We start from the raw sequence: 18,422 nt of genomic DNA on the forward strand, positions 1-18,422 counted from the left end.
CCGTCGGGTCGGGGCCGCCGCGCTGGGAGAGCCGGCTCGCCCGGCGGACGGACGAGTCAGCGGCTCACTTGAGGAAGTCCGGGAAGTCCAGGGAGTCCTTGCGACCGGAGGAGCGGGGGGTGCCGGACTCCGGCGGCAGGTCGACGTCGAAGCCGGCGTCGTCCGGGACGTCGTCGTTCGAGGCCTGGCTCGAGGAGCTCGAGCCGCTGCCCGACCACGACCCCGAGCCCTGGCCGCCGCGCTGGGCGGAGGACGAGGAGGCCGAGGACGGGGCGCCGGCACCGGCGCCGAAGGCGGCGCGGGTCGAGGCCGCCTGCTGCGCGGCCGGAGAGGTGGCGTTCGCGTTGGTCTCCTGCGACAGCGAGTCGAAGCCCGCGGCGATGACGGTGACGCGGGCGGAATCGCCCAGGGCGTCGTCGATGACCGCGCCGAAGATGATGTTGGCCTCCGGATGGGCGACCTCCTGCACCAGGCGCGCGGCCTCGTTGATCTCGAAGAGGCCGAGATCCGAGCCGCCCTGGATGGACAGCAGCACGCCGTGGGCGCCGTCGATCGAGGCCTCGAGCAGCGGCGAGGCGATCGCCAGCTCGGCGGCCTTGACCGCGCGGTCCTCGCCCTGCGCCGAGCCGATGCCCATGAGGGCGGAGCCCGCGCCCTGCATGACAGACTTGACGTCGGCGAAGTCGAGGTTGATCAGGCCCGGGGTCGTGATCAGGTCCGTGATGCCCTGGACGCCGGAGAGCAGGACGGTGTCCGCCGACTTGAAGGCGTCGAGCATGGAGACGTTGCGATCGGAGATCGACAGGAGCCGGTCGTTCGGGATGACGATGAGGGTGTCCACCTCGTCGCGCATGGTCTCGATGCCGTTCTCCGCCTGGTTGGACCGGCGGCGGCCCTCGAAGGTGAACGGACGGGTGACCACGCCGATGGTCAGCGCCCCGAGCGAGCGGGCGATGCGCGCCACGACCGGCGCGCCGCCGGTGCCCGTGCCGCCGCCCTCGCCGGCCGTCACGAAGACCATGTCGGCCCCCTTGAGGACCTCCTCGATCTCCTCGTGGTGATCCTCGGCGGCCTGCCGCCCGACATCCGGGTTCGCTCCGGCGCCGAGACCGCGGGTCAGCTCGCGGCCGACGTCGAGCTTGACGTCGGCATCCGACATCAGCAGGGCCTGGGCATCCGTGTTGATCGCGATGAACTCCACGCCGCGGAGTCCCTCCTCGATCATGCGGTTGACGGCGTTGACGCCGCCGCCGCCGATGCCGACGACCTTGATGACGGCCAGATAGTTCTGGGGCGTGGTGTCCATGATCACCTGTCTTGAATCGGGGCCGCCGACCTGCGCCGGCGGTGGGGTCCTCGCTGAACCCCCAGTTTCAACCTTCGATTCAAGGTTGAGATATATTCCTGAGGACTCATGCTCTGATGTCCGGGCCAGCCTAACAACGGAGGCCGCGCGGCAACGAGTGGACCCCGCGTGTTGGCCGCAATGAGTCCCCCGTTTCGGGGGCAGCACCTCGAGTCTCACGTCAAGGTCGGAGGAATCGACCTAGGATGCTCCTATTCGAGCACCGGGTGCCGGGGCGCGGAGACGTCGTAGACCCCGACCTCGCCCGTGGCCGCGGGCGAGTCGACGAGCGCGGCCAGGACCTCCGCCTTGAGACCGCTCTCGGTGTCATCGCCCCACCGCACGGTCACCCCGTCCTCGAGCTCGAGCATCACGATGCCGCCGGACTCCGCCCGCGCGGTCTGCACCTGCTCGAGCAGCGAGGCCGGCAGCGTCGCGAGCACGGCGCTCACCGTGTCCCAGTCGTCGGTGCCGAGGACCCCGGTGCCGCCGTCGATCACGGGGACCTGCACCGATCCGCGGTCCTCGACGCTGCGCACCTGCACGCCGTCCCGGTCCACGAGCGACCAGCCGCCGTCGGCCTCCACCGCGGCCACGGGGATGCGCTCCTGGACCGCGACGTGCAGAGTGCCGCTGCCGCCGGCGCTGGTCTGCGCACCGCTGATCGCCGGATGGCCCTCGAGCAGCTCCCGGGCGTCGTCGTCGGAGATGCGGGTCATCGGCACCCCCTCGAGCGGCTGCAGCGATTCGGCCACGGCCTCCTGATCCGACAGGGACACGCCCTCGACGTCGATCGTGCGCACGGCGAAGATCCGGGAGAAGAACACGGCCCACAGCAGCACCAGGACGAGCAGCAGGGCGACGGCCGCGATGAGCGCCCGGCGCAGAGCAGGGCTCATCCGGGGGCGGTCCCGGTCGTCCTCGGGGCCCTTGCGCGCCGAGCCGCGGGAGCCCGAGCGCGCCGAGCCGAGCTGGAGCGTGCGGCGCCAGTCGCTGAAGCGGCCCCCGCCCGTGGGCACGGGCTCGAACTCGCTCTCGCGCTGCTCGTCGAGCGCGGCGACCTTGCCCTGGCTGTTCACCCGCACCCGCGTGGAGCCGGTGCGGCCGCCGGGCGGCCCGGTCGCGTCGGCAGCACCGGTCCCATCCGGCCCCCGGGCGTCGTCGGCTCGCCCGCCGCTCCGGTGCTCGCCGGCCCTGTGCTCGGCCGCCGCGGACCCGCCGGCAGCGGGCCCGGCATCGGCGGCGCGGCCCCGGGAGGCGGCGTCCTCGCTGCCCCGCCGATCCTCCGCGCGGGCGAAGCGCGGCTGGTGCGGACGCGGTCCGCCGGCCATCAGGCCGAGACCCCGGCAGCGCCGGCGTCCCCGGCGCCGCCGCCCGCCCCGATGCCTTCGGCGTCCTCGAGGGCGGCGAGCAGACGAGCCCCGAACGCGGTGACGTCGCCGGCTCCCACGGTCAGCACGAGATCGCCCGTCTGCGCGGCGGCGGCGATCTGCTCCACGGCCTCCTGGGGGTCGAAGGCGCTGACCACGGACTCCCCCGCCGCTTCGGAGATCAGCTCCGAGGAGACGCCGTCGACGGGGTCCTCGCGGGCGGCGAAGATCGGCAGCACCCAGGACCGGTCGGCGAGCTCGAGGGCCTCGGCGAACTCCGGGGCGAAGGCCCGGGTGCGCGAGAACAGGTGCGGCTGGAAGAGCACCAGGACGCGGTGCTCCCCCGCCACACGCCGGGCGGCCGCGAGCGCGGCGCGCACCTCCGTGGGGTGGTGGGCGTAGTCGTCGATCACGCGGATGCCGCGCGCCTCGCCCTTGAGGTCGAAGCGGCGGTCCGAGCCGTGGAACTTGGCCAGCCCGCGCAGCGCATCCTCGGCCGGCACCCCGGCGATCTGCGTGACCGCGAAGGCCGCGGCCGCGTTGAGCACGTTGTGCTCCCCCGGCACCTCCAGGCGCATCCGGTGCGTCCGCAGGTCCGCGCCCTCGCCGACCGAGACGGTCGCGGTGGCGCCGATGCCCTCGGTGCGGATGTCGCTGATGCGGATCTGCGCGGAGGCGTCCGTGCCGTACGTCAGCACGCTGCCGCCCCGGCGCCGCACGGCCTCGGCCAGACGGCGCGAACCGGCATCGTCCTGGCAGGCCACGAGGGTCCCGCCGGGGCGCAGGGTCGCCGCGAAGTCGTCGAAGGCCCGGAAGAAGGCCTCCTCGGAGCCGTAGTGGTCGAGGTGATCCGGCTCGATGTTGGTCACCACGGCGATCGTCGGCCCGTAGCTCAGGAACGACCCGTCGGACTCGTCGGCCTCGGCCACGAACCACTCCCCGCGGCCCAGGTGCGCGTTGGTGCCCAGATCCGCGACATGGGCCCCGATCGCCCACGAGGGGTCGCGCCCCGACTCCTGGAGGGCGACGGCGGCCATGGACGAGGTGGTCGTCTTGCCGTGCGTCCCGGCCACGGCCACGACCCGGGAGCCGTGCATCGACACGGCCAGGGCCTCGGAGCGGTGCAGGACGCGCAGGCCCTGCTCGCGCGCGGCGGCCAGCTCGGGGTTCGTGTCCCGGATCGCGGTCGAGACCACGACGGTCTGGGCATCGGCGATGTTCTCGGCGCTCTGGCCGATGCTCACCGCGGCGCCGCGCTCGCGCAGGGCGGCCAGACCGCGGGACTCCTGGGCGTCCGAGCCCGAGACGCTCACGCCGTGGGCCAGCAGCAGGCGAGCCACGGCCGACATGCCGGCGCCCCCGATGCCGATGAGGTGCGTGCGCCCCAGGTCCCGGGGGTCGGTGCCGACGCCCACGGGATCCTCCCGGTGCCCGCTGCGGGGTTCAGTGCTCACGTCGTGCCTCCTGCAGGATGAGTTCGGCCATGGTCGCGTCCGCGTCGCGCACGCCCGCCCCGTGGGCGGCGCGCTCCATCTCCGCCAGGCCCCCGGGGGCCGTGAGGAGCGGGACGACCCGGGAGCGGTACCACTCGGGGGTGAAGTCGGAGTCCTCGACCAGCCGCGCCGCCCCGGCCTCCACGAGGTGCCGGGCGTTGAGCGCCTGCTCGCCGTTGCCGATCGGCAGCGGGACGAAGATCGCCGGCAGCCCCACGGCCGCGACCTCGGAGACGGTGGCCGCTCCGGCGCGCGCGATCAGCAGGTCGGCGGCCGCGTAGACGTCCTCCATCCCGTCGACGTACTCGACCTGGCGGTAGTTCGGCGCCCGGAGCGGCTCGAGGTCCTCCGTCAGCACGGGCTTGTCGCGGCCGGTGATGTGCAGCAGCTGGTATCCGCGCTCGGCGATCTCGGGCACGATCTGCTGGATCGTGCGGTTGATCGCCACGGCGCCCGAGGAGCCGCCGGTGACGATCACGGTCGGCAGGTCCGGGTCCAGCCGCAGCCGCTCGCGGGCCCCGCGGCGCGCGGCCGCCCGGTCCAGCTGGGAGATCTCCCGGCGCATGGGCATCCCGACGGTCCGGGCTCCCCTCAGGGGCGTGTCGGGGAAGGCCGTGGCCACGACGGCGGCGAAGCGGGCGCCCACGCGGTTGGCGAGCCCGGGGCGGGCGTTCGCCTCGTGGATGACGACGGGGACCCCGCGGCGGCGCGCGGCGAGGTACATGGGGGTGCAGACGTAGCCACCGACGCCGACGACCGCGTCCGCGCCGTGCTCGTCGATGATCCGCCCGGCCTGGCCGATCGCGCCGCGCAGGCGCATCGGCAGCCGCAGCAGGTCCGCGGAGGGGCGGCGCGGCAGCGGCACCCGGTCGATGGTCTCCAGCGGCAGCCCGGCCGCCGGCACGAGCCGGGTCTCCATGCCGGAGGCGGTCCCGACCGCCGTGACCTCCGCGGTCGGCTCCGCCCGGTGCAGCGCGGCCGCGATGGCCAGCAGCGGGGAGACGTGGCCCGCGGTCCCGCCGCCGGCCAGCACCACCGAGACCGGTCGGCCGGACGGTGTCGTTCGGGTGTTCTCGTCGCTCATTCGGCTGCTCCTGCCCGGGCGGGCGTCGTCGTGCGGCTCAGGATCCGGACTGCCGCCGGATCACGCGGCCGCGTCGGATGTCGTGGACCTCGGCGATGGGCTCGCGGTCGTCGTAGGGATGCATGTCGTGCCGGCCGCGGGGATCGTCGTGCCAGGCGTCGTGCCAGGCGTCGTCGTGGTGGCCGCGGTCGCGGGCATCCCGGCCTGCGGCGCGCGGCTCATCGTACGCACGCACGCCGCTGATCGGAGCGCTCCGGTCGATCGGGGCGCCCGGTCGGCGCGGGACGGGCCGCAGCTCGACCATCCCGCTCGAGGGCCGGCGCGCGAAGGACATCACGACGCCGACGGCCGCCAGGCACATCAGCAGCGACGACCCGCCGTAGCTGATGAACGGCAGCGGGACGCCGATCACGGGCAGCACGCCGGTGACCATGCCGATGTTCACGAAGGCCTGCCCGATGAGCCAGGCCAGGATCCCTCCGGTGACGATCCGCTCGAAGCCCGAGGTGCAGCGCAGCAGGACGCGGGCCATGGCCACGGCCATCACCGCGAACAGGCCCAGGATCAGCACGGTGCCGAGCAGGCCCAGCTCCTCGCCGATGATCGCGAAGATGAAGTCGTTGTGCGCCTCGGGGACGTAGTTGTACTTCGAGCGCGACTGCCCGAGCCCCACGCCCCACCAGCCGCCGGTGGCCAGGGCGGACAGCCCGTGCATGGCCTGGTAGCAGCCGGCCGAGGGATCGCAGTCGCCGGTCAGCCAGGACTGGACGCGCCCGATGCGGTGCGGGGCGGAGACGATGAACAGCGCCGCGACGACGAAGCCCCCCGCGAAGGCGATGAGGATCCAGCGCATCGGGACCCCCGCGAAGAACACCGCCGCGAGGTAGATCAGCAGGAAGATCGCCGCGGTGCCCATGTCCCGGCCGTACATCACGAACAGGACCGGGATGCCGACGGCCATGGCCGAGGGCCACAGCGCCTCCTTGGGCGTCCGGATGCGCCCGGCGACCCGGCCCAGCCACACGCCCAGCGCCAGGACGCACGTGAGCTTGGCGATCTCCGAGGGCTGCACCGACAGCCCCCCGATCGACAGCCAGTTCCGGTTGCCGTTGACCTCGACGCCGAAGGGCACGACCAGGGCGAGGATCACCACGGAGATCCAGAATCCCGGCAGGGCCAGCGCCCGCATGGCCCGGGCGGGCACGCGCGAGAGCACGAGCATCACGACGATGCCGAGAACGCCGAAGACGACCTGGCGCATGAACAGCCCGTAGGCCGACTCCTCCGCGGAGATCGACTCCACCGCCGAGGCGGAGAGCACCATCATGACGCCGATCGCGGAGAGCAGCACCGAGCAGGCGAACAGCGCGTAGTAGGAGTGGATCAGCGGGCCGTCGCGGACCTTGCGCTCCACGGTGCGCAGCGGCCCCGCGGGATCGTCGATGCGATCGAGCAGCCGGGTGCCCGCGGACCGGAGCGAGCTCACTTGAGGCGCTCCACCAGATCGGCCACGCTCAGCGCGAAGGAGTCCCCGCGGTGGGCGTAGTCCCGGAACTGGTCCATCGAGGCGGCGGCCGGGGCCATCAGCACGGTGTCGCCGTCGACGGCCACCCCGTGGGCGGCCTCGACGGCCGCGCGCATCACGGCGTCGCCGTCGGCGGCATCCGCGAGGTCCTCGCCGGCGCGCAGGATCGGGACCTGGGGCGCGGAGTCGGCCAGGGCCGCCTCGAGCCGGGCGTTGTCGGTGCCGATCAGCACGACGGCCCGCAGCCGCGCGGCGTGCTTGGCCACCAGCTCGCGGCTGTCCGTGCCCTTGGCCAGCCCGCCGGCGATCCACACGACGGACTCGAAGGCCGACAGGGAGGCATCGGCGGCATGGGGGTTGGTGGCCTTGGAGTCGTCGACCCAGACCACCCCGTGGGTCCTGGCCACCGGCTGGATGCGGTGCCCGCCCGGCTCCCAGGCCTCCAGCCCGGAGGCGATGTCCTGGGGCTGGACGCCGGCGGCGCGCGCGAGGGCGGCCGCGGCCAGGGCATTGGAGACCCCGTGGGCGGTGGGGACCGGCTTCAGCGACTGCACAGCCCCGATCTCAAGGGCCTGGCTGCGCCGGTCCGTCAGGAAGGCCCGGTCCACGAGCAGGTCCTCGACGACGCCGAGCATGGACACGTCCGGGCTGCCCGCGGTGAACCCGATGGCCCGGCAGCCCTCGACGACGTCGGCCTCCTCGACCATCTCCCGGGTGCGCGGATCGGCTTCGTTGTAGACCGCGGCGACGCGGCAGCCCTCGTAGACGCGGGACTTGTCGGCGATGTAGTTCTCGAAGCTCCCGTGCCAGTCCACGTGGTCCTCGGCGATGTTCAGGCACACCGCGGCCAGCGGGGAGATCGAGTGCGCCCAGTGCAGCTGGAAGCTCGACAGCTCCACGGCCAGGACGTCGTAGTCGACCGGGTCGCGCAGGGCGTCGAGGATGGGAGTCCCGACATTGCCCACGGCCAGGGCCTTGAGACCGCCGGCCTGCAGCATGGACTCGACCATCTGCACGGTGGTCGTCTTGCCGTTGGTGCCGGTGATGCACACCCACTGCGCGGTCGGCCGCCCGGCCCGCTCGCGGACCCGCCAGGCGAGCTCGACGTCGCCCCAGATCTGCACCCCCTGCCCGGCGGCCTGCGCGAGCACGGGGTGCTCGGGCCGCAGGCCCGGGGAGGTGACGACGAGCTGCGGGGCCAGTCCGTCCACCTGCGGCAGCCGGCCGGCGGCCTCGCCGAGCAGCACGTCCGCGGCCCCCACGATGCGCAGGGTCTCGGCCTTCTGCCGATTGACCTCGGAGTCCAGCCCGTCGAGCACGACCACGCGGGCGCCGAGCTCGATGAGCGTGTCCGCCGCGGCGAAGCCCGAGACGCCGATGCCGAGCACCGCGACGCGCAGGCCCGCCCAGTCGGCGTCCCAGCTCGTGAGCGCGTCGAGCCGGGGATCGGAGAGGATGGGGTTCTCGTTGCTGGCGTGGATCACAGGAGCGCGCCTCCGTTGGAGATGAGCCACTCGCCGTAGAACACCGCGAGGGCGATGGCCGTGAACAGCCCGGCGATGGTCCAGAACCGCACGACGATGGTGACCTCCTGCCACCCCTTCAGCTCGAAGTGGTGCTGCAGCGGCGCCATCTTGAAGATGCGCTTGCCGCCGGAGATCTTGAACCAGCCGACCTGCAGGATCACCGAGACGGTGATGATCACGAACAGCCCGGCGATCAGCACGAGCAGCAGCTCGGTGCGGGAGAGGATCGCGAACGCGGCCAGGGCGCCGCCGAGGCCCAGCGAGCCGGTGTCGCCCATGAAGATCTTGGCCGGGGAGGTGTTCCACCACAGGAAGCCGATGAGCGCGCCCACGAGCGCCGCGGCCAGGACCGTGAGGTCCGAGGGGTCGCGCACGGTGTAGCACAGCCCCGGCTCGCCGTCGCCGCACAGGCGGCCGCTCTGCCACAGGGTGATGAGCAGGTAGCCCGAGAACACGAGGATGGCGGCGCCGGTGGCCAGCCCGTCGAGGCCGTCGGTGAGGTTCACGGCGTTCGTGGTCGCGGTCGCGATGAGGTTGACCCACACGATGTAGAGGATCAGCCCGAGCAGCACGAGGGCGATGGCGCGCTCGGAGGTCAGCGCCTCGATCAGCCCCCCGGCCATCTGGCCGAAGCCCAGGTCGAGGCCCGTGTCGCGGGTGGCCGAGACGGCCGTCGAGCCGGGCGTGACCCCCCGTTCGTCGGGGAACATCAGCGTGAGCACCGCGAAGACCGTGCCGATCGTGCCCTGCAGCGCGATCTTTCCGCCGGGGCTCAGACCGAGGTTCTGCTTCTTGGTGATCTTCTTGGCGTCGTCGATCCCGCCGACGAAGCCCATGCCGAGCATCAGGAACACGGCCAGCAGCCCGGAGGCCGTGGGCCCCGTCCACTCCCCCGTGAGCAGCCCCACGACGACGTGCGAGATCGCGTACGCGATGACGGCCGCGCCCAGGATGGCCAGGCCGCCCATGGTGGGGGTGCCGCGCTTGGTCTGGTGGCTCGAGGGCCCGTCCTCGCGGATGAACTGGCCGTAGCCGCGCCGGGCCAGGAAGCGGATGAACATCGGGGTGCCCAGCAGCGACAGGATCAGCCCCAGCGCGGAGGCGACGATGATCTGGATCATGCCCGGCCTCCCTCGCTCCGCCCGGCGATCCGGTCGCCGAGGTCCTTGAGCCCCGCGGAGTTCGAGGACTTGAGCAGCACGATGTCCCCGGGGCGCAGGTGCTCCGCCAGATAGGCCTCGGCGGCCCCGATGTCCTCGACCCAGTCCGCCTCATCTCCCCACGAGCCCTCGAGCTGCGCGGTGACGTAGGTCGGGCGGGCCAGCGGTCCGACGGCCAGCAGCCGGGAGATGTTGTAGCGCACCACGAGCGAGCCCAGGCGGTTGTGCTCCTCGAGCGAGGAGTCGCCGAGCTCGTACATCTCCCCCAGCACGGCCCAGGTGCGGCGGTGCTGCGGGGAGCCCTCCGGGCCGCCCAGCCGGGCCAGGGTCTGGAGGGCGCCGGCCATGGACTGCGGGTTCGCGTTGTACGCGTCGTTGAGGATCGTCACGCCGTCCGGGCGCTCGGTGCGCTCCATGCGCCACCGGCTGCCCGGGCCGAGGCCCTGCAGGACGGCGGCGATCGTCGCGGTCGGCACCCCGGCCATCGAGGCGGCGGCCGCCGCGGCCAGGATGTTGGTGACGTGGTGCTCCCCGATCAGCCCGGAGACGATCCGGTGCTCGGAGCCGTCCGGGAAGTGCAGGGTCAGCGCCGGGTGGCCGTCGTCGTCGGAGGAGACGCCGTCGGCCCACACGCGCGCCGCCGGGACCGCGGGCATGGTGTTGAGGCGGCCGGTGCCGAAGAGCACGACGGGCGCCTGGGTGCGCTCGTGCATGGCGCGCACGCGCTCGTCGTCGTCGTTGAGGATCGCCACCCCGTCCGGGGAGAGGGACTCGACCATCTCGCCCTTGGCGCGCGCGATGTTCTCGACGCCGCCGAACTCCCCGGCGTGCGCGGAGCCGACGCACAGGACGGCGCCGACGTCCGGGCTGACCATGTGGCACAGGTAGGAGATGTTGCCGATGTGCGTCGCACCCATCTCCACCACCAGGTACCGGGTCTCGGCGGTCGTGCGGAACACCGTCAGGGGCACGCCGACCTCGCCGTTGTAGGAGCCCTGCGGTGCCACGGTCGGGCCCATCTCCGAGAAGATCGCGCGCAGGAGGTCCTTGGTGGTCGTCTTGCCGACCGAGCCGGTCACGGCCACGACCTTGAGGTCGTTCTCCTGGCGCAGGTGGCGCACGACCCAGTTGGCCAGCGTGCCCATGGCCGCGACGACGTCCGGGACGCGCACGGACGGGAACACGGAGCCGTCGTCGGCGGCGACCTCGCGCTCGACGAGGGCGAGCCGCGCCCCGGCGTCGAAGGCGGCCGCGACGAAGCGGTGCCCGTCGGTCACCTCGCCGGGCTTGGCCACGAAGAGGGTGGACTCGGCCGCTTCGCGGGAGTCCGTGGTGACGTGCTCGACGACGGGGCCGTCCTGCTGCGGGTCGAGCCCGAGCAGCTCGCCCCCGACGATCTCGGCGATGCGCTGGGCATTGAGAGGGATCACGAGTGCTCCCACCGTCCTTCCTGCGTGTCGTGCAGAGCCTCGCGCAGCTCCTGGCGGTCATCCAGCGGGTGGTCGACGCCGGCGATCTCCTGCGTGGTCTCGTGGCCGCGCCCGGCGATCAGGATCGAGTCGCGGGGCCCGGCCATGGCCACGGCCGTGCGGATCGCGGTCGCGCGCGGGAAGACCTCCTCGAGCGCCGCGGCGCGGGCCCTGCCCGACTCCACGGCCTCGCGGGCCCCGGCCATGACCTCGGCGCGGATCGCGGCGGGGTCCTCGTCATGGGGGTCGTCGTCGGTGACGATCACGACGTCGGCCCCCTGCGCGGCGATCCGGCCCATGAGCGGGCGCTTGGTCGTGTCGCGCTCGCCCGTGGCGCCGAAGACCAGGATGACCCGGCCGTCGCCCTCGGGCGGGTCCACGGCCTCCAGCGCCCGGGTCAGGGCATCCGGGTTGTGCGCGAAGTCCACGACGGCCGTCGGCTCGCTGCCGATGAGCTGCATGCGCCCGGGCACGTCCGTGGTCAGGGGGTCCTCCGCGTCCAGGACCGCCTGGAGGGTCTCCAGCGCGACGCCCGAGGCCAGGACCATCAGCACGGCCAGCGCGGCGTTGGCGACGTTGAACGCGCCGGGCAGCCCGGTGGACACGCGCAGGCGGCGGCCGTCGCGGTGCACGAGCTCGAAGCGGTGGCCGATCCCGCGCCGCGACAGCGAGCCCAGGGTCCAGTCGGCGCCGCGGCGCTGCGGCCCCGGGTCGCGGTCCTCGACGACGCCGCCGCGCAGGGCGATGACCTCGACGCGGTCCGCGCCCAGCTCCGCCCGGGCGTGGCGGGCCATGCGGATGCCCCACTCGTCCTCGTCGTCGGCGACCACGATCACGGCGCGGTCGGTGCGCTGCGCGGTGAACAGCCGGGCCTTGACGTCGAAGTAGGCCTCCATGGTCCCGTGCAGGTCCAGGTGGTCCTGGGTCAGGTTCGTGAACCCGGTGACGTCGTAGTGCACGCCGTCGACGCGGTGGAACTCGATCGCGTGCGACGAGACCTCCATCGACGCCCCGGTCATCCCGGCCTCGCGCATGACCGCCAGCAGGGCGTGGACCGAGGGGGCCTCGGGCGTGGTCAGCAGGGAGGGGATGCGCTGGGAGCCGGCGAGGATCTCGATCGTGCCGATCAGGCCGGTCGTCCTGCCCAGGGCCTTCTGGATCGAGTTGAGGAAGTACGTCGTGGTGGTCTTGCCGTTGGTCCCGGTCACCCCGAACAGCGGCATCTGCGCCCGATCCCGCTCGGTGCCGCCGTAGAGCTCGGCGCTGATCCGCCCGACGAGCTCGCGCGGGGTCCGCGCGACGATCACGGGGACGTCCAGCGGCCCCCCGCTGCGGATCTCCTGCAGCCCCGCCTCGTCGGTGAGCACGGCCGCCGCCCCCGCCTCGACGGCGCCGGCGGCGAAGGCCGCCCCGTGGAAGCGAGCGCCGGGCAGCGCCGCGTAGAGGTCCCCGGGGCGCACCGAGCGGGAGTCGATGCTGATGCCGGTGATCTCTGCGGGTTCCCGGGGCGCCTCGGCGGTCCCGGCGACCTCGGGGCGCGCGCCGATCCGCTGCGCCAGCTGCGGGGCCGGCACGGCGCTCACGCCCCGGGGACGCAGCCGGGCCGCGTCGAGCCCCTGCTCAGGCAGGTTCTGCATGTCGTCCTTCCTCGGATCGGCCGGCTGAGGGGCCGGCCGTCGCATCGGTGCGAGGCCCGTCCGGGCCCCGGCGGTCGCGGAAGCCAGTGCGCTGCCCCGGCCCGCGGAGGACGCCCATCCTCGAGGACGGCGGGGAAGAGCCGTTTCCGGACGTGGAGAGTCTAGTCCGCGATCCCAGACCCGGATGAGAGCCCACGCGCGCGCAGGGCGAACGCTCAGGCGATCCCCGTCGGGGTGTCGGGCAGGTCCTCGTTGCGATCGGCGTCGTCGCCGAAGAACTTGGGCAGGCCCACGGCCCCGCCGGTCGAGGGGGGCACGCCGTAGTGGCGCAGCACCTGCCCCATGATCTGGGCGAAGGCGGCCGATGCGCCGATCTCGGCGACCGAGCCCTCCGGGCGGTGCACGGTGGTGGCCACGATGTACTGCGGATCCTCCATGGGCCCCATGCCGGCGAAGGAGGTCGTGTAGCCCTCGTAGCCGCCGTCCTCGCTGGCCGCCTCGGCGGTGCCGGACTTGCCGCCCACCCGGTAGCCGTCGGTCGCCGCATCGGGCGCGCCGCCGACCGTGATGACGGACTCCATCATCTCGCGGACCTGGGCGGCGGTCCCCGGCGAGAACAGGCGCTTGCCCTCGGGCCGGGGGATCTCCGTGCGCGTGCCGTCGGGGTCGATCACGGCCTGCAGCAGCCGCGGCTCGATCAGGACCCCGTCGTTGCCCGCGGCCTGGAAGATCGTGGCCGTGCGCAGCGGAGACTGCGAGACGCCCTGCCCGAAGAGCACGGTGTACTGCTGGCGGATGTCCCAGTCCTCCCAGTCCGCCAGCAGGCCCGGGGACTCGCCCGGCAGCTCGATGCCCGTGAGCTCGCCGACCCCGAACTTCTTCATCCAGTCGTAGCGCGCCTGCCGGTCCAGCCGGGAGCCGACGAGCACCGTGCCCGTGTTCATGGAGTCGGCGATGATGCCCGCGAAGGTGCGGTCCTCCTCTCCGTGGTCGAACGCGTCGCTGATCGTCTGGCCGTCGATCTCGAGTTCGGGCGGGACCGTGACCTCGGAGAGCTTGTCCGCGTGCCCGGCGTCGATCGCGGCCGAGGCGGTGAGGATCTTCTGGGTCGAGCCCGGCTCCACGGCCGAGGTCACGCTGCGCGGCTGGAAGTCCGCGGCGTCCTCCGTGCGGCTCGTGTCGTTGGGATCCACCATCGACGAGTCCGCCAGGGCCAGGACCGCTCCGTCGGAGATGCGCAGGACCACGGCCGTGCCCCACTCGGCGTGGAGCTCCTCGACCCGGCGGGTGATCACCTGCTGCGCGTAGTACTGGACGTCGCGGTCCAGCGAGAGCTCGACGGAGGAGCCGTCCTGCGCCGCCGTCTCGTCCTGCGGGGCCACGGGGATCCGCACCCCGTCGGCGCCGATCTCGAAGCTGCGCTCGCCGTCGATGCCCCGCAGGTGCTCGTCCTGGGTCAGCTCGATGCCGCCCAGGGCCTCCTGCTCGTCGCCCAGGAAGCCGACCACGGACCCGCCCAGGGACCCGTTGGGGTAGCTGCGGTGGGCGACCGGCTCGCCGGCGATGTACCCCAGGCGCAGGTCCTCGATCCGGTTCCACTGCTCGGGCGTCGCGCCCCGGAAGAGGTACTCGAAGTTCTTCCGCTCCCCGGCCGGGACGTCGGCGTCGCCCTGCAGCTTGTCCTTCACCTCCTGGTCCGGCATCCCCAGGATGTCGGCCAGGCTGCGGATCGCCGAGTGCACCGAGATCTCCTCGGCGGTGCCGTCCGGTCCGTGCACGGTGAGGTCCTGCACGATCGTCTGGTCGACGGCGACGTCGTAGCGCTGGATGCTGCGGGCCAGCACCGCGCCGGTGCGGTCCAGGATCTCGCCGCGGCGCGCCGGGATGACCTGCACGCGCAGCCGGCTGGCCTCGGCCTGCGCGGCCTGCCCGCGCAGGTCGAGCCCCTGGACCCACACGAGCCGCACGGCCAGCAGGACCAGGGCCAGCAGGCCGATCAGCAGTCCGCCGAACTCGCGACGGCTCATGCCCTCGCCGGCGCTGCCGCTGTCATCGCGGGTGCTGCCGCTCACCGGCTCTCCCCCTCCTGCTGCTGGGCGCCGTCCTCCGGCGCATCGGGCGTCTCGGCGGGCCCGCTCAGCGGGGTGTGCCCCTCCGGGGCGGCCGCATTGCCGTCGGCCTCTCCGTCCGTGCGCTGCGCGGCCTCGTCCGGGGAGCCCCCGGTCTCGGAGCCCGGGCCGGAGCGCTGCTGCGGGGCGGGGATCGTGCCGCCGTGCAGGTCCACGTCGCCCTCGACGTCGCGGGCCTCCTCGAGCTGCTCCCGCGCCTCCTCGTCGGAGGACGGCAGGGCGTCGCGGCGTTGACGGGCCTCGTCCTCGGCCTCGTCCGCGGCCGAGGAGCCCGGCTGGACGGGCGGCGGGATCGCGATGTCCACCTCGTCGTCGTCGCCCTCGGACGCCGGCTCGGCGGTGCCGCTGACCTCGTCGGTCGTCAGGTCGACGACCCCCTGCTCCGAGGGAGCGGGCACGAGGCCCTCCTCCTGGGCGCGGCGGGCGAGGTTCTGGGGCGCCTGGTGGAACTCGAGGTCCTGGGTCAGGGACTCGTTCTCCTGGTCGAGGGCCTGCTCCTGGGCGCGCAGCTCGACCAGCCGGTACTGGCCGTCCGTGATCCGGACGGTGATCAGCAGGATCGCGGCGAACGTCGCCACGAGCGCGAGCACCGCGGCCAGGACGGGCAGCAGCCGCGACCACAGGCCCGTCCGGCGCTCGCGGGGCCGGTCCCGCGCCGTGCGCCCCCGGCGCGGGAGCCGCAGGCGCCGCGCGGCGCCGATCATCCTGTCCGCTCGTGTGCTCATGAGTGCTTTCCGTGCCGGGTGTCGATCCTGATCCGCTCGGCCGCGCGCAGCCGCGCCGAGGCCGCCCGCGGATTCGCCGCGATCTCCTCCGCCGTGGGGGTGTGCGTGCCCCGCGTCAGCATGCGGAACGTGGGCTTGTGCTCCTCGAGCTCGACCGGCAGGCCCTTGGGCGCCGACGACGACGAGCGCCGTGCGAGCTCCTGCTTGACCATCCTGTCCTCGAGCGAGTGGTAGCTCATGGCAGCGACGCGCCCGCCCAGGCTGAGAGCATCCAGGGCATTCGGCACGGCCCGGCCCAGGACCTCGAGCTCCTGGTTCACCTCGATGCGCAGGGCCTGGAAGGTCTGCTTCGCCGGGTGGCCCTTCTTGTGCGCGGCCGCCGCGGGCTTGGCCGCACGGACGATCTCCACGAGCTCCCCCGTGCTCGCGATCTCCCCCTGCTGCCGTGCGCGCACGATGGCCTGGGCGATCCGGCCCGCGAAGCGCTCCTCGCCCCATTCGCGCAGGATCCTGCGCAGGTCCTGCTCCGAGTACTCCATGACGACCTCGCGGGCCGTGCGCTCGGCCGTGGAGTCCATGCGCATGTCCAGCGGGGCGTCGTAGGAGTAGGCGAAGCCGCGCTCGCGCTCGTCGAGCTGCATCGACGAGACGCCCAGGTCGAAGAGGATGCCGTCCGCGCTCGCCGCACCTGCCGCGGCCAGGGCCGCGTCGATCTCGTCGTACGTGGCGTGGAGCGGGGCGAACCGCTCGCCCCACGGGCGCAGCCGCTGCCCGGCCAGGCGCAGCGCCTCCGGGTCCCGATCGATGCCCACGAGCCGCACGGTCGGGAAGCGGGCCAGGATGGCCTCGCTGTGCCCGCCCATGCCCAGCGTCGCATCGATCACGACGGGCGCCGGGCCCTCCAGCGCAGGGGCCAGCAGGTCCAGGCAGGCCTCGAGCAGGACCGGGACGTGCCGATCGCCGGCCGGGCGCTCGAGATCGTCCATGGATCGTCCTCCTGGTGATGAGCGGGCGGCCGCGCGGATGCGCCCCCGCAGGTGCCGTCGTCGCGCTCGCGCGCCGTCCGGCGGCAGGGCGGTCGGGCTCGAGGGCGACAGCGGGTCCCGGTGAGGGGCCCACCCTATCCGGCGAGCCCGGCCGCCCCGGCCGAGGCGCCGCCCGGCCGGCCATGAGACCCGCCACGTCCGGGACAGGCACGTCCGCGCGCCACACAGGAGAGCACCGCATCGGCGGCTCCAAGGCGAGAACCCCAACCGCTGACCATCCCTCGAATCCGGCCTGACTCAGGGGAAGGTGAGTCAGGACGGTGATGGCAGTGCGGGTGGAGATCCCGGCCGGGAGATCCCGATGCGGTGCTCTGGTCCTGCGATGCTGCTGTCCTGTCCGCCGTCTCACGACGGGAGCTGTCAGAGGAGCCCGGGGATGACCTCCTCCTCGGTGTCCGAGAAGGCCTTCTCCTGCTCCTCCAGGTACGTCTGCCAGGCCGCCGCGTCCCAGATCTCGGCTCGCGAGCCCGCGCCGACGACGGCGAGCTCGCGCTCCAGACCTGCGTACTGACGCAGCGGTGCGGGGACGGTGACCCGGCCCTGCTTGTCCGGCACCTCGTCCGAGGCACCGGAGAGGAACACGCGGATGTAGTCGCGAGCCTGCTTGGAGGTCAGCGGAGCCGACCTCATCTGCTCGTGGACCCTCTCGAACTCAGCTGCGCTGAAGACGTAGAGGCACCGCTCCTGGCCCCTGGTCAGGACCAGGCCGTCCGCCAGCTCCTCGCGGAACTTGGCCGGAAGGATCAGGCGCCCCTTCTCGTCCAGGCGGGGTGAGTGCGTTCCGAGGAACATGCCCACCGCCCTTCGATCCGGGACGTCCTGTGTTCTCTCTCCTGCGCACCACTTTACTCCACTTCCCTCCACCGTCAACGGAGCCCGTCGCCGGCGACTGCGGCACGGCCGCCGGCAGGCGCGCTCGCCCGCCGTCGGGGGCGATCATCGACGCAGGTCGGACGCGGTTTCCATGGCGGGGCCGACGCAGGCCGCGGACTGCGGCGATCACCGGCAGGGGTCGGCGGGAGCGCCGAGCGGACGACAGCGGGCAGGCACCTGCGAGCCGTGCCTCGAACGGCGGCTGCCCTGTGCTGACGCGGTTCGCGGGTGGTCGGCAGCGCCGGCAGGCGCCGTGGTGGAGGACGGTGGAGCAGCGAGGTGGAGGACGGTGGAGCCCTCAGACCCCCGGAAGGCGCGAACGGGCGATCCCGTGCGCGGCAGGACGCCGCAGCGCACGGGATCGCCCGTTCGGCGGGGGAAGGTGGGCGCCGGGCGGTTCCGGGTATGAGGAAGGCCCCTCCCGGAGGAGAGGGGCCTGGGAGGCGACGGGGCCGTAGCGGACGCCCAGAGGTCGGACGGGCGTGGGATCAGGGCATGGCCCCAGAGCCGCCGGTGCGGGTCAGCTGCCGGAGCGGCGCTCGTCCCACTTGTCCTCGAGGCTGCGCATGAACCGGGAGGGCTCCTTCTTCTTCGCGGTGCGCGACGCCGGGCCCGACGAGGCCTCGGCCGAGCCGCCCTTCTCCGACGACGAGCGGGTCGAGGCCCAGTAGACGCCGAAGGACATCGCGAGGAAGCCCAGGAGGCCGACGAGGATCGAGTCGAGGACGACGCCTCCGATGACGATGCCCAGGCCGACCACGCCGATCACCGCGCCCAGCACGACGGCCCGGGTGGAGAAGGTGGGCTGGACGGGACGTGAGTCCATCTGGCTGACGAACTGCGGGTCCTCCGCATTCAGCTGCTGCTCCAGCTGGGCCAGCAGCTGCTGCTCGCGCTCCGAAAGGGCCACGGCGTCCCTCCTGGGGTCTACCTCGGGTCGAGGGACGTCGGCGCCATCCCTCCAGTGAGCAGAGTCTACCCGGAAAGCCCCGCCGGGAGCACGCGGGGGTCGGACGGCGGGCGCCGGCTCGCGCCCGACC

14 protein-coding genes are annotated in these 18,422 nt (G+C 73.3%); all 14 read right to left on the minus strand.

From position 1 onward, the window contains the following. Positions 1 to 64 precede the first annotated feature (64 nt). The 14 genes from ftsZ to FSY66_RS07130 all read right to left on the minus strand — a co-directional run bounded on the left by ftsZ (position 65) and on the right by FSY66_RS07130 (position 18,292). Complete coding sequence (gene ftsZ, locus FSY66_RS07065) at positions 65 to 1,306, minus strand: cell division protein FtsZ (RefSeq protein ID WP_144792793.1); 1,242 nt, start codon at positions 1,304 to 1,306, stop codon at positions 65 to 67. 251 nt (positions 1,307 to 1,557) lie between these two features. Beyond that, positions 1,558 to 2,676, minus strand: a complete 1,119-nt coding sequence (locus tag FSY66_RS07070; RefSeq protein ID WP_144792796.1) for a cell division protein FtsQ/DivIB — start codon at positions 2,674 to 2,676, stop codon at positions 1,558 to 1,560. Continuing rightward, entirely contained in the window at positions 2,676 to 4,064 is a 1,389-nt protein-coding gene (murC, locus tag FSY66_RS07075) for a UDP-N-acetylmuramate--L-alanine ligase (RefSeq protein ID WP_396350885.1), read from the minus strand. The genes FSY66_RS07070 and murC overlap by 1 nt, the downstream gene beginning before the upstream one ends. A gap of 94 nt (positions 4,065 to 4,158) precedes the next feature. After that, positions 4,159 to 5,292, minus strand: a complete 1,134-nt coding sequence (murG, locus tag FSY66_RS07080) for an undecaprenyldiphospho-muramoylpentapeptide beta-N-acetylglucosaminyltransferase (protein ID WP_144792802.1) — start codon at positions 5,290 to 5,292, stop codon at positions 4,159 to 4,161. 37 nt (positions 5,293 to 5,329) lie between these two features. After that, a complete protein-coding gene (gene ftsW, locus FSY66_RS07085) occupies positions 5,330 to 6,778 on the minus strand; it encodes a putative lipid II flippase FtsW (RefSeq protein ID WP_144792805.1) in 1,449 nt (482 codons plus the stop codon). Beyond that, positions 6,775 to 8,301 (minus strand): UDP-N-acetylmuramoyl-L-alanine--D-glutamate ligase, encoded by a 1,527-nt coding sequence (murD, locus tag FSY66_RS07090; protein ID WP_144792808.1) that lies wholly within the window; start codon positions 8,299 to 8,301, stop codon positions 6,775 to 6,777. Before murD ends, ftsW begins: the two co-directional genes overlap by 4 nt. Then, positions 8,298 to 9,464 carry a phospho-N-acetylmuramoyl-pentapeptide-transferase gene (mraY, locus tag FSY66_RS07095; protein ID WP_144792812.1) on the minus strand — a complete coding sequence of 389 codons (1,167 nt, stop codon included), beginning with the start codon at positions 9,462 to 9,464 and terminating at the stop codon, positions 8,298 to 8,300. Before mraY ends, murD begins: the two co-directional genes overlap by 4 nt. Continuing rightward, positions 9,461 to 10,933 carry a UDP-N-acetylmuramoyl-tripeptide--D-alanyl-D-alanine ligase gene (locus FSY66_RS07100; RefSeq protein ID WP_144792815.1) on the minus strand — a complete coding sequence of 491 codons (1,473 nt, stop codon included), beginning with the start codon at positions 10,931 to 10,933 and terminating at the stop codon, positions 9,461 to 9,463. The genes mraY and FSY66_RS07100 overlap by 4 nt, the downstream gene beginning before the upstream one ends. Further along, positions 10,930 to 12,609 (minus strand): UDP-N-acetylmuramoyl-L-alanyl-D-glutamate--2,6-diaminopimelate ligase, encoded by a 1,680-nt coding sequence (locus FSY66_RS07105; protein WP_144792819.1) that lies wholly within the window; start codon positions 12,607 to 12,609, stop codon positions 10,930 to 10,932. The genes FSY66_RS07100 and FSY66_RS07105 overlap by 4 nt, the downstream gene beginning before the upstream one ends. 215 nt (positions 12,610 to 12,824) lie before the next feature. Next, positions 12,825 to 14,681, minus strand: coding sequence for a peptidoglycan D,D-transpeptidase FtsI family protein (locus tag FSY66_RS07110; protein WP_144792822.1), 1,857 nt, complete (start codon positions 14,679 to 14,681; stop codon positions 12,825 to 12,827). After that, positions 14,678 to 15,463 (minus strand): cell division protein FtsL, encoded by a 786-nt coding sequence (gene ftsL, locus FSY66_RS12580; protein WP_186304487.1) that lies wholly within the window; start codon positions 15,461 to 15,463, stop codon positions 14,678 to 14,680. The genes FSY66_RS07110 and ftsL overlap by 4 nt, the downstream gene beginning before the upstream one ends. Next, positions 15,460 to 16,449 (minus strand): 16S rRNA (cytosine(1402)-N(4))-methyltransferase RsmH, encoded by a 990-nt coding sequence (gene rsmH / locus FSY66_RS07120; protein WP_144792825.1) that lies wholly within the window; start codon positions 16,447 to 16,449, stop codon positions 15,460 to 15,462. The genes ftsL and rsmH overlap by 4 nt, the downstream gene beginning before the upstream one ends. Positions 16,450 to 16,869: 420 nt before the next feature. Then, positions 16,870 to 17,301 (minus strand): division/cell wall cluster transcriptional repressor MraZ, encoded by a 432-nt coding sequence (gene mraZ / locus FSY66_RS07125; protein ID WP_144792828.1) that lies wholly within the window; start codon positions 17,299 to 17,301, stop codon positions 16,870 to 16,872. Between the two features lie 601 nt (positions 17,302 to 17,902). Beyond that, the gene (locus FSY66_RS07130) at positions 17,903 to 18,292 is read right to left on the minus strand and encodes a DUF3040 domain-containing protein (RefSeq protein ID WP_144792831.1); all 390 of its coding nucleotides are present in this window, start codon (positions 18,290 to 18,292) and stop codon (positions 17,903 to 17,905) included. Positions 18,293 to 18,422 lie beyond the last annotated feature (130 nt).

It is taken from the genome of Kocuria palustris, assembly GCF_007666205.1.
Taxonomy (GTDB): domain Bacteria; phylum Actinomycetota; class Actinomycetes; order Actinomycetales; family Micrococcaceae; genus Kocuria; species Kocuria palustris_A.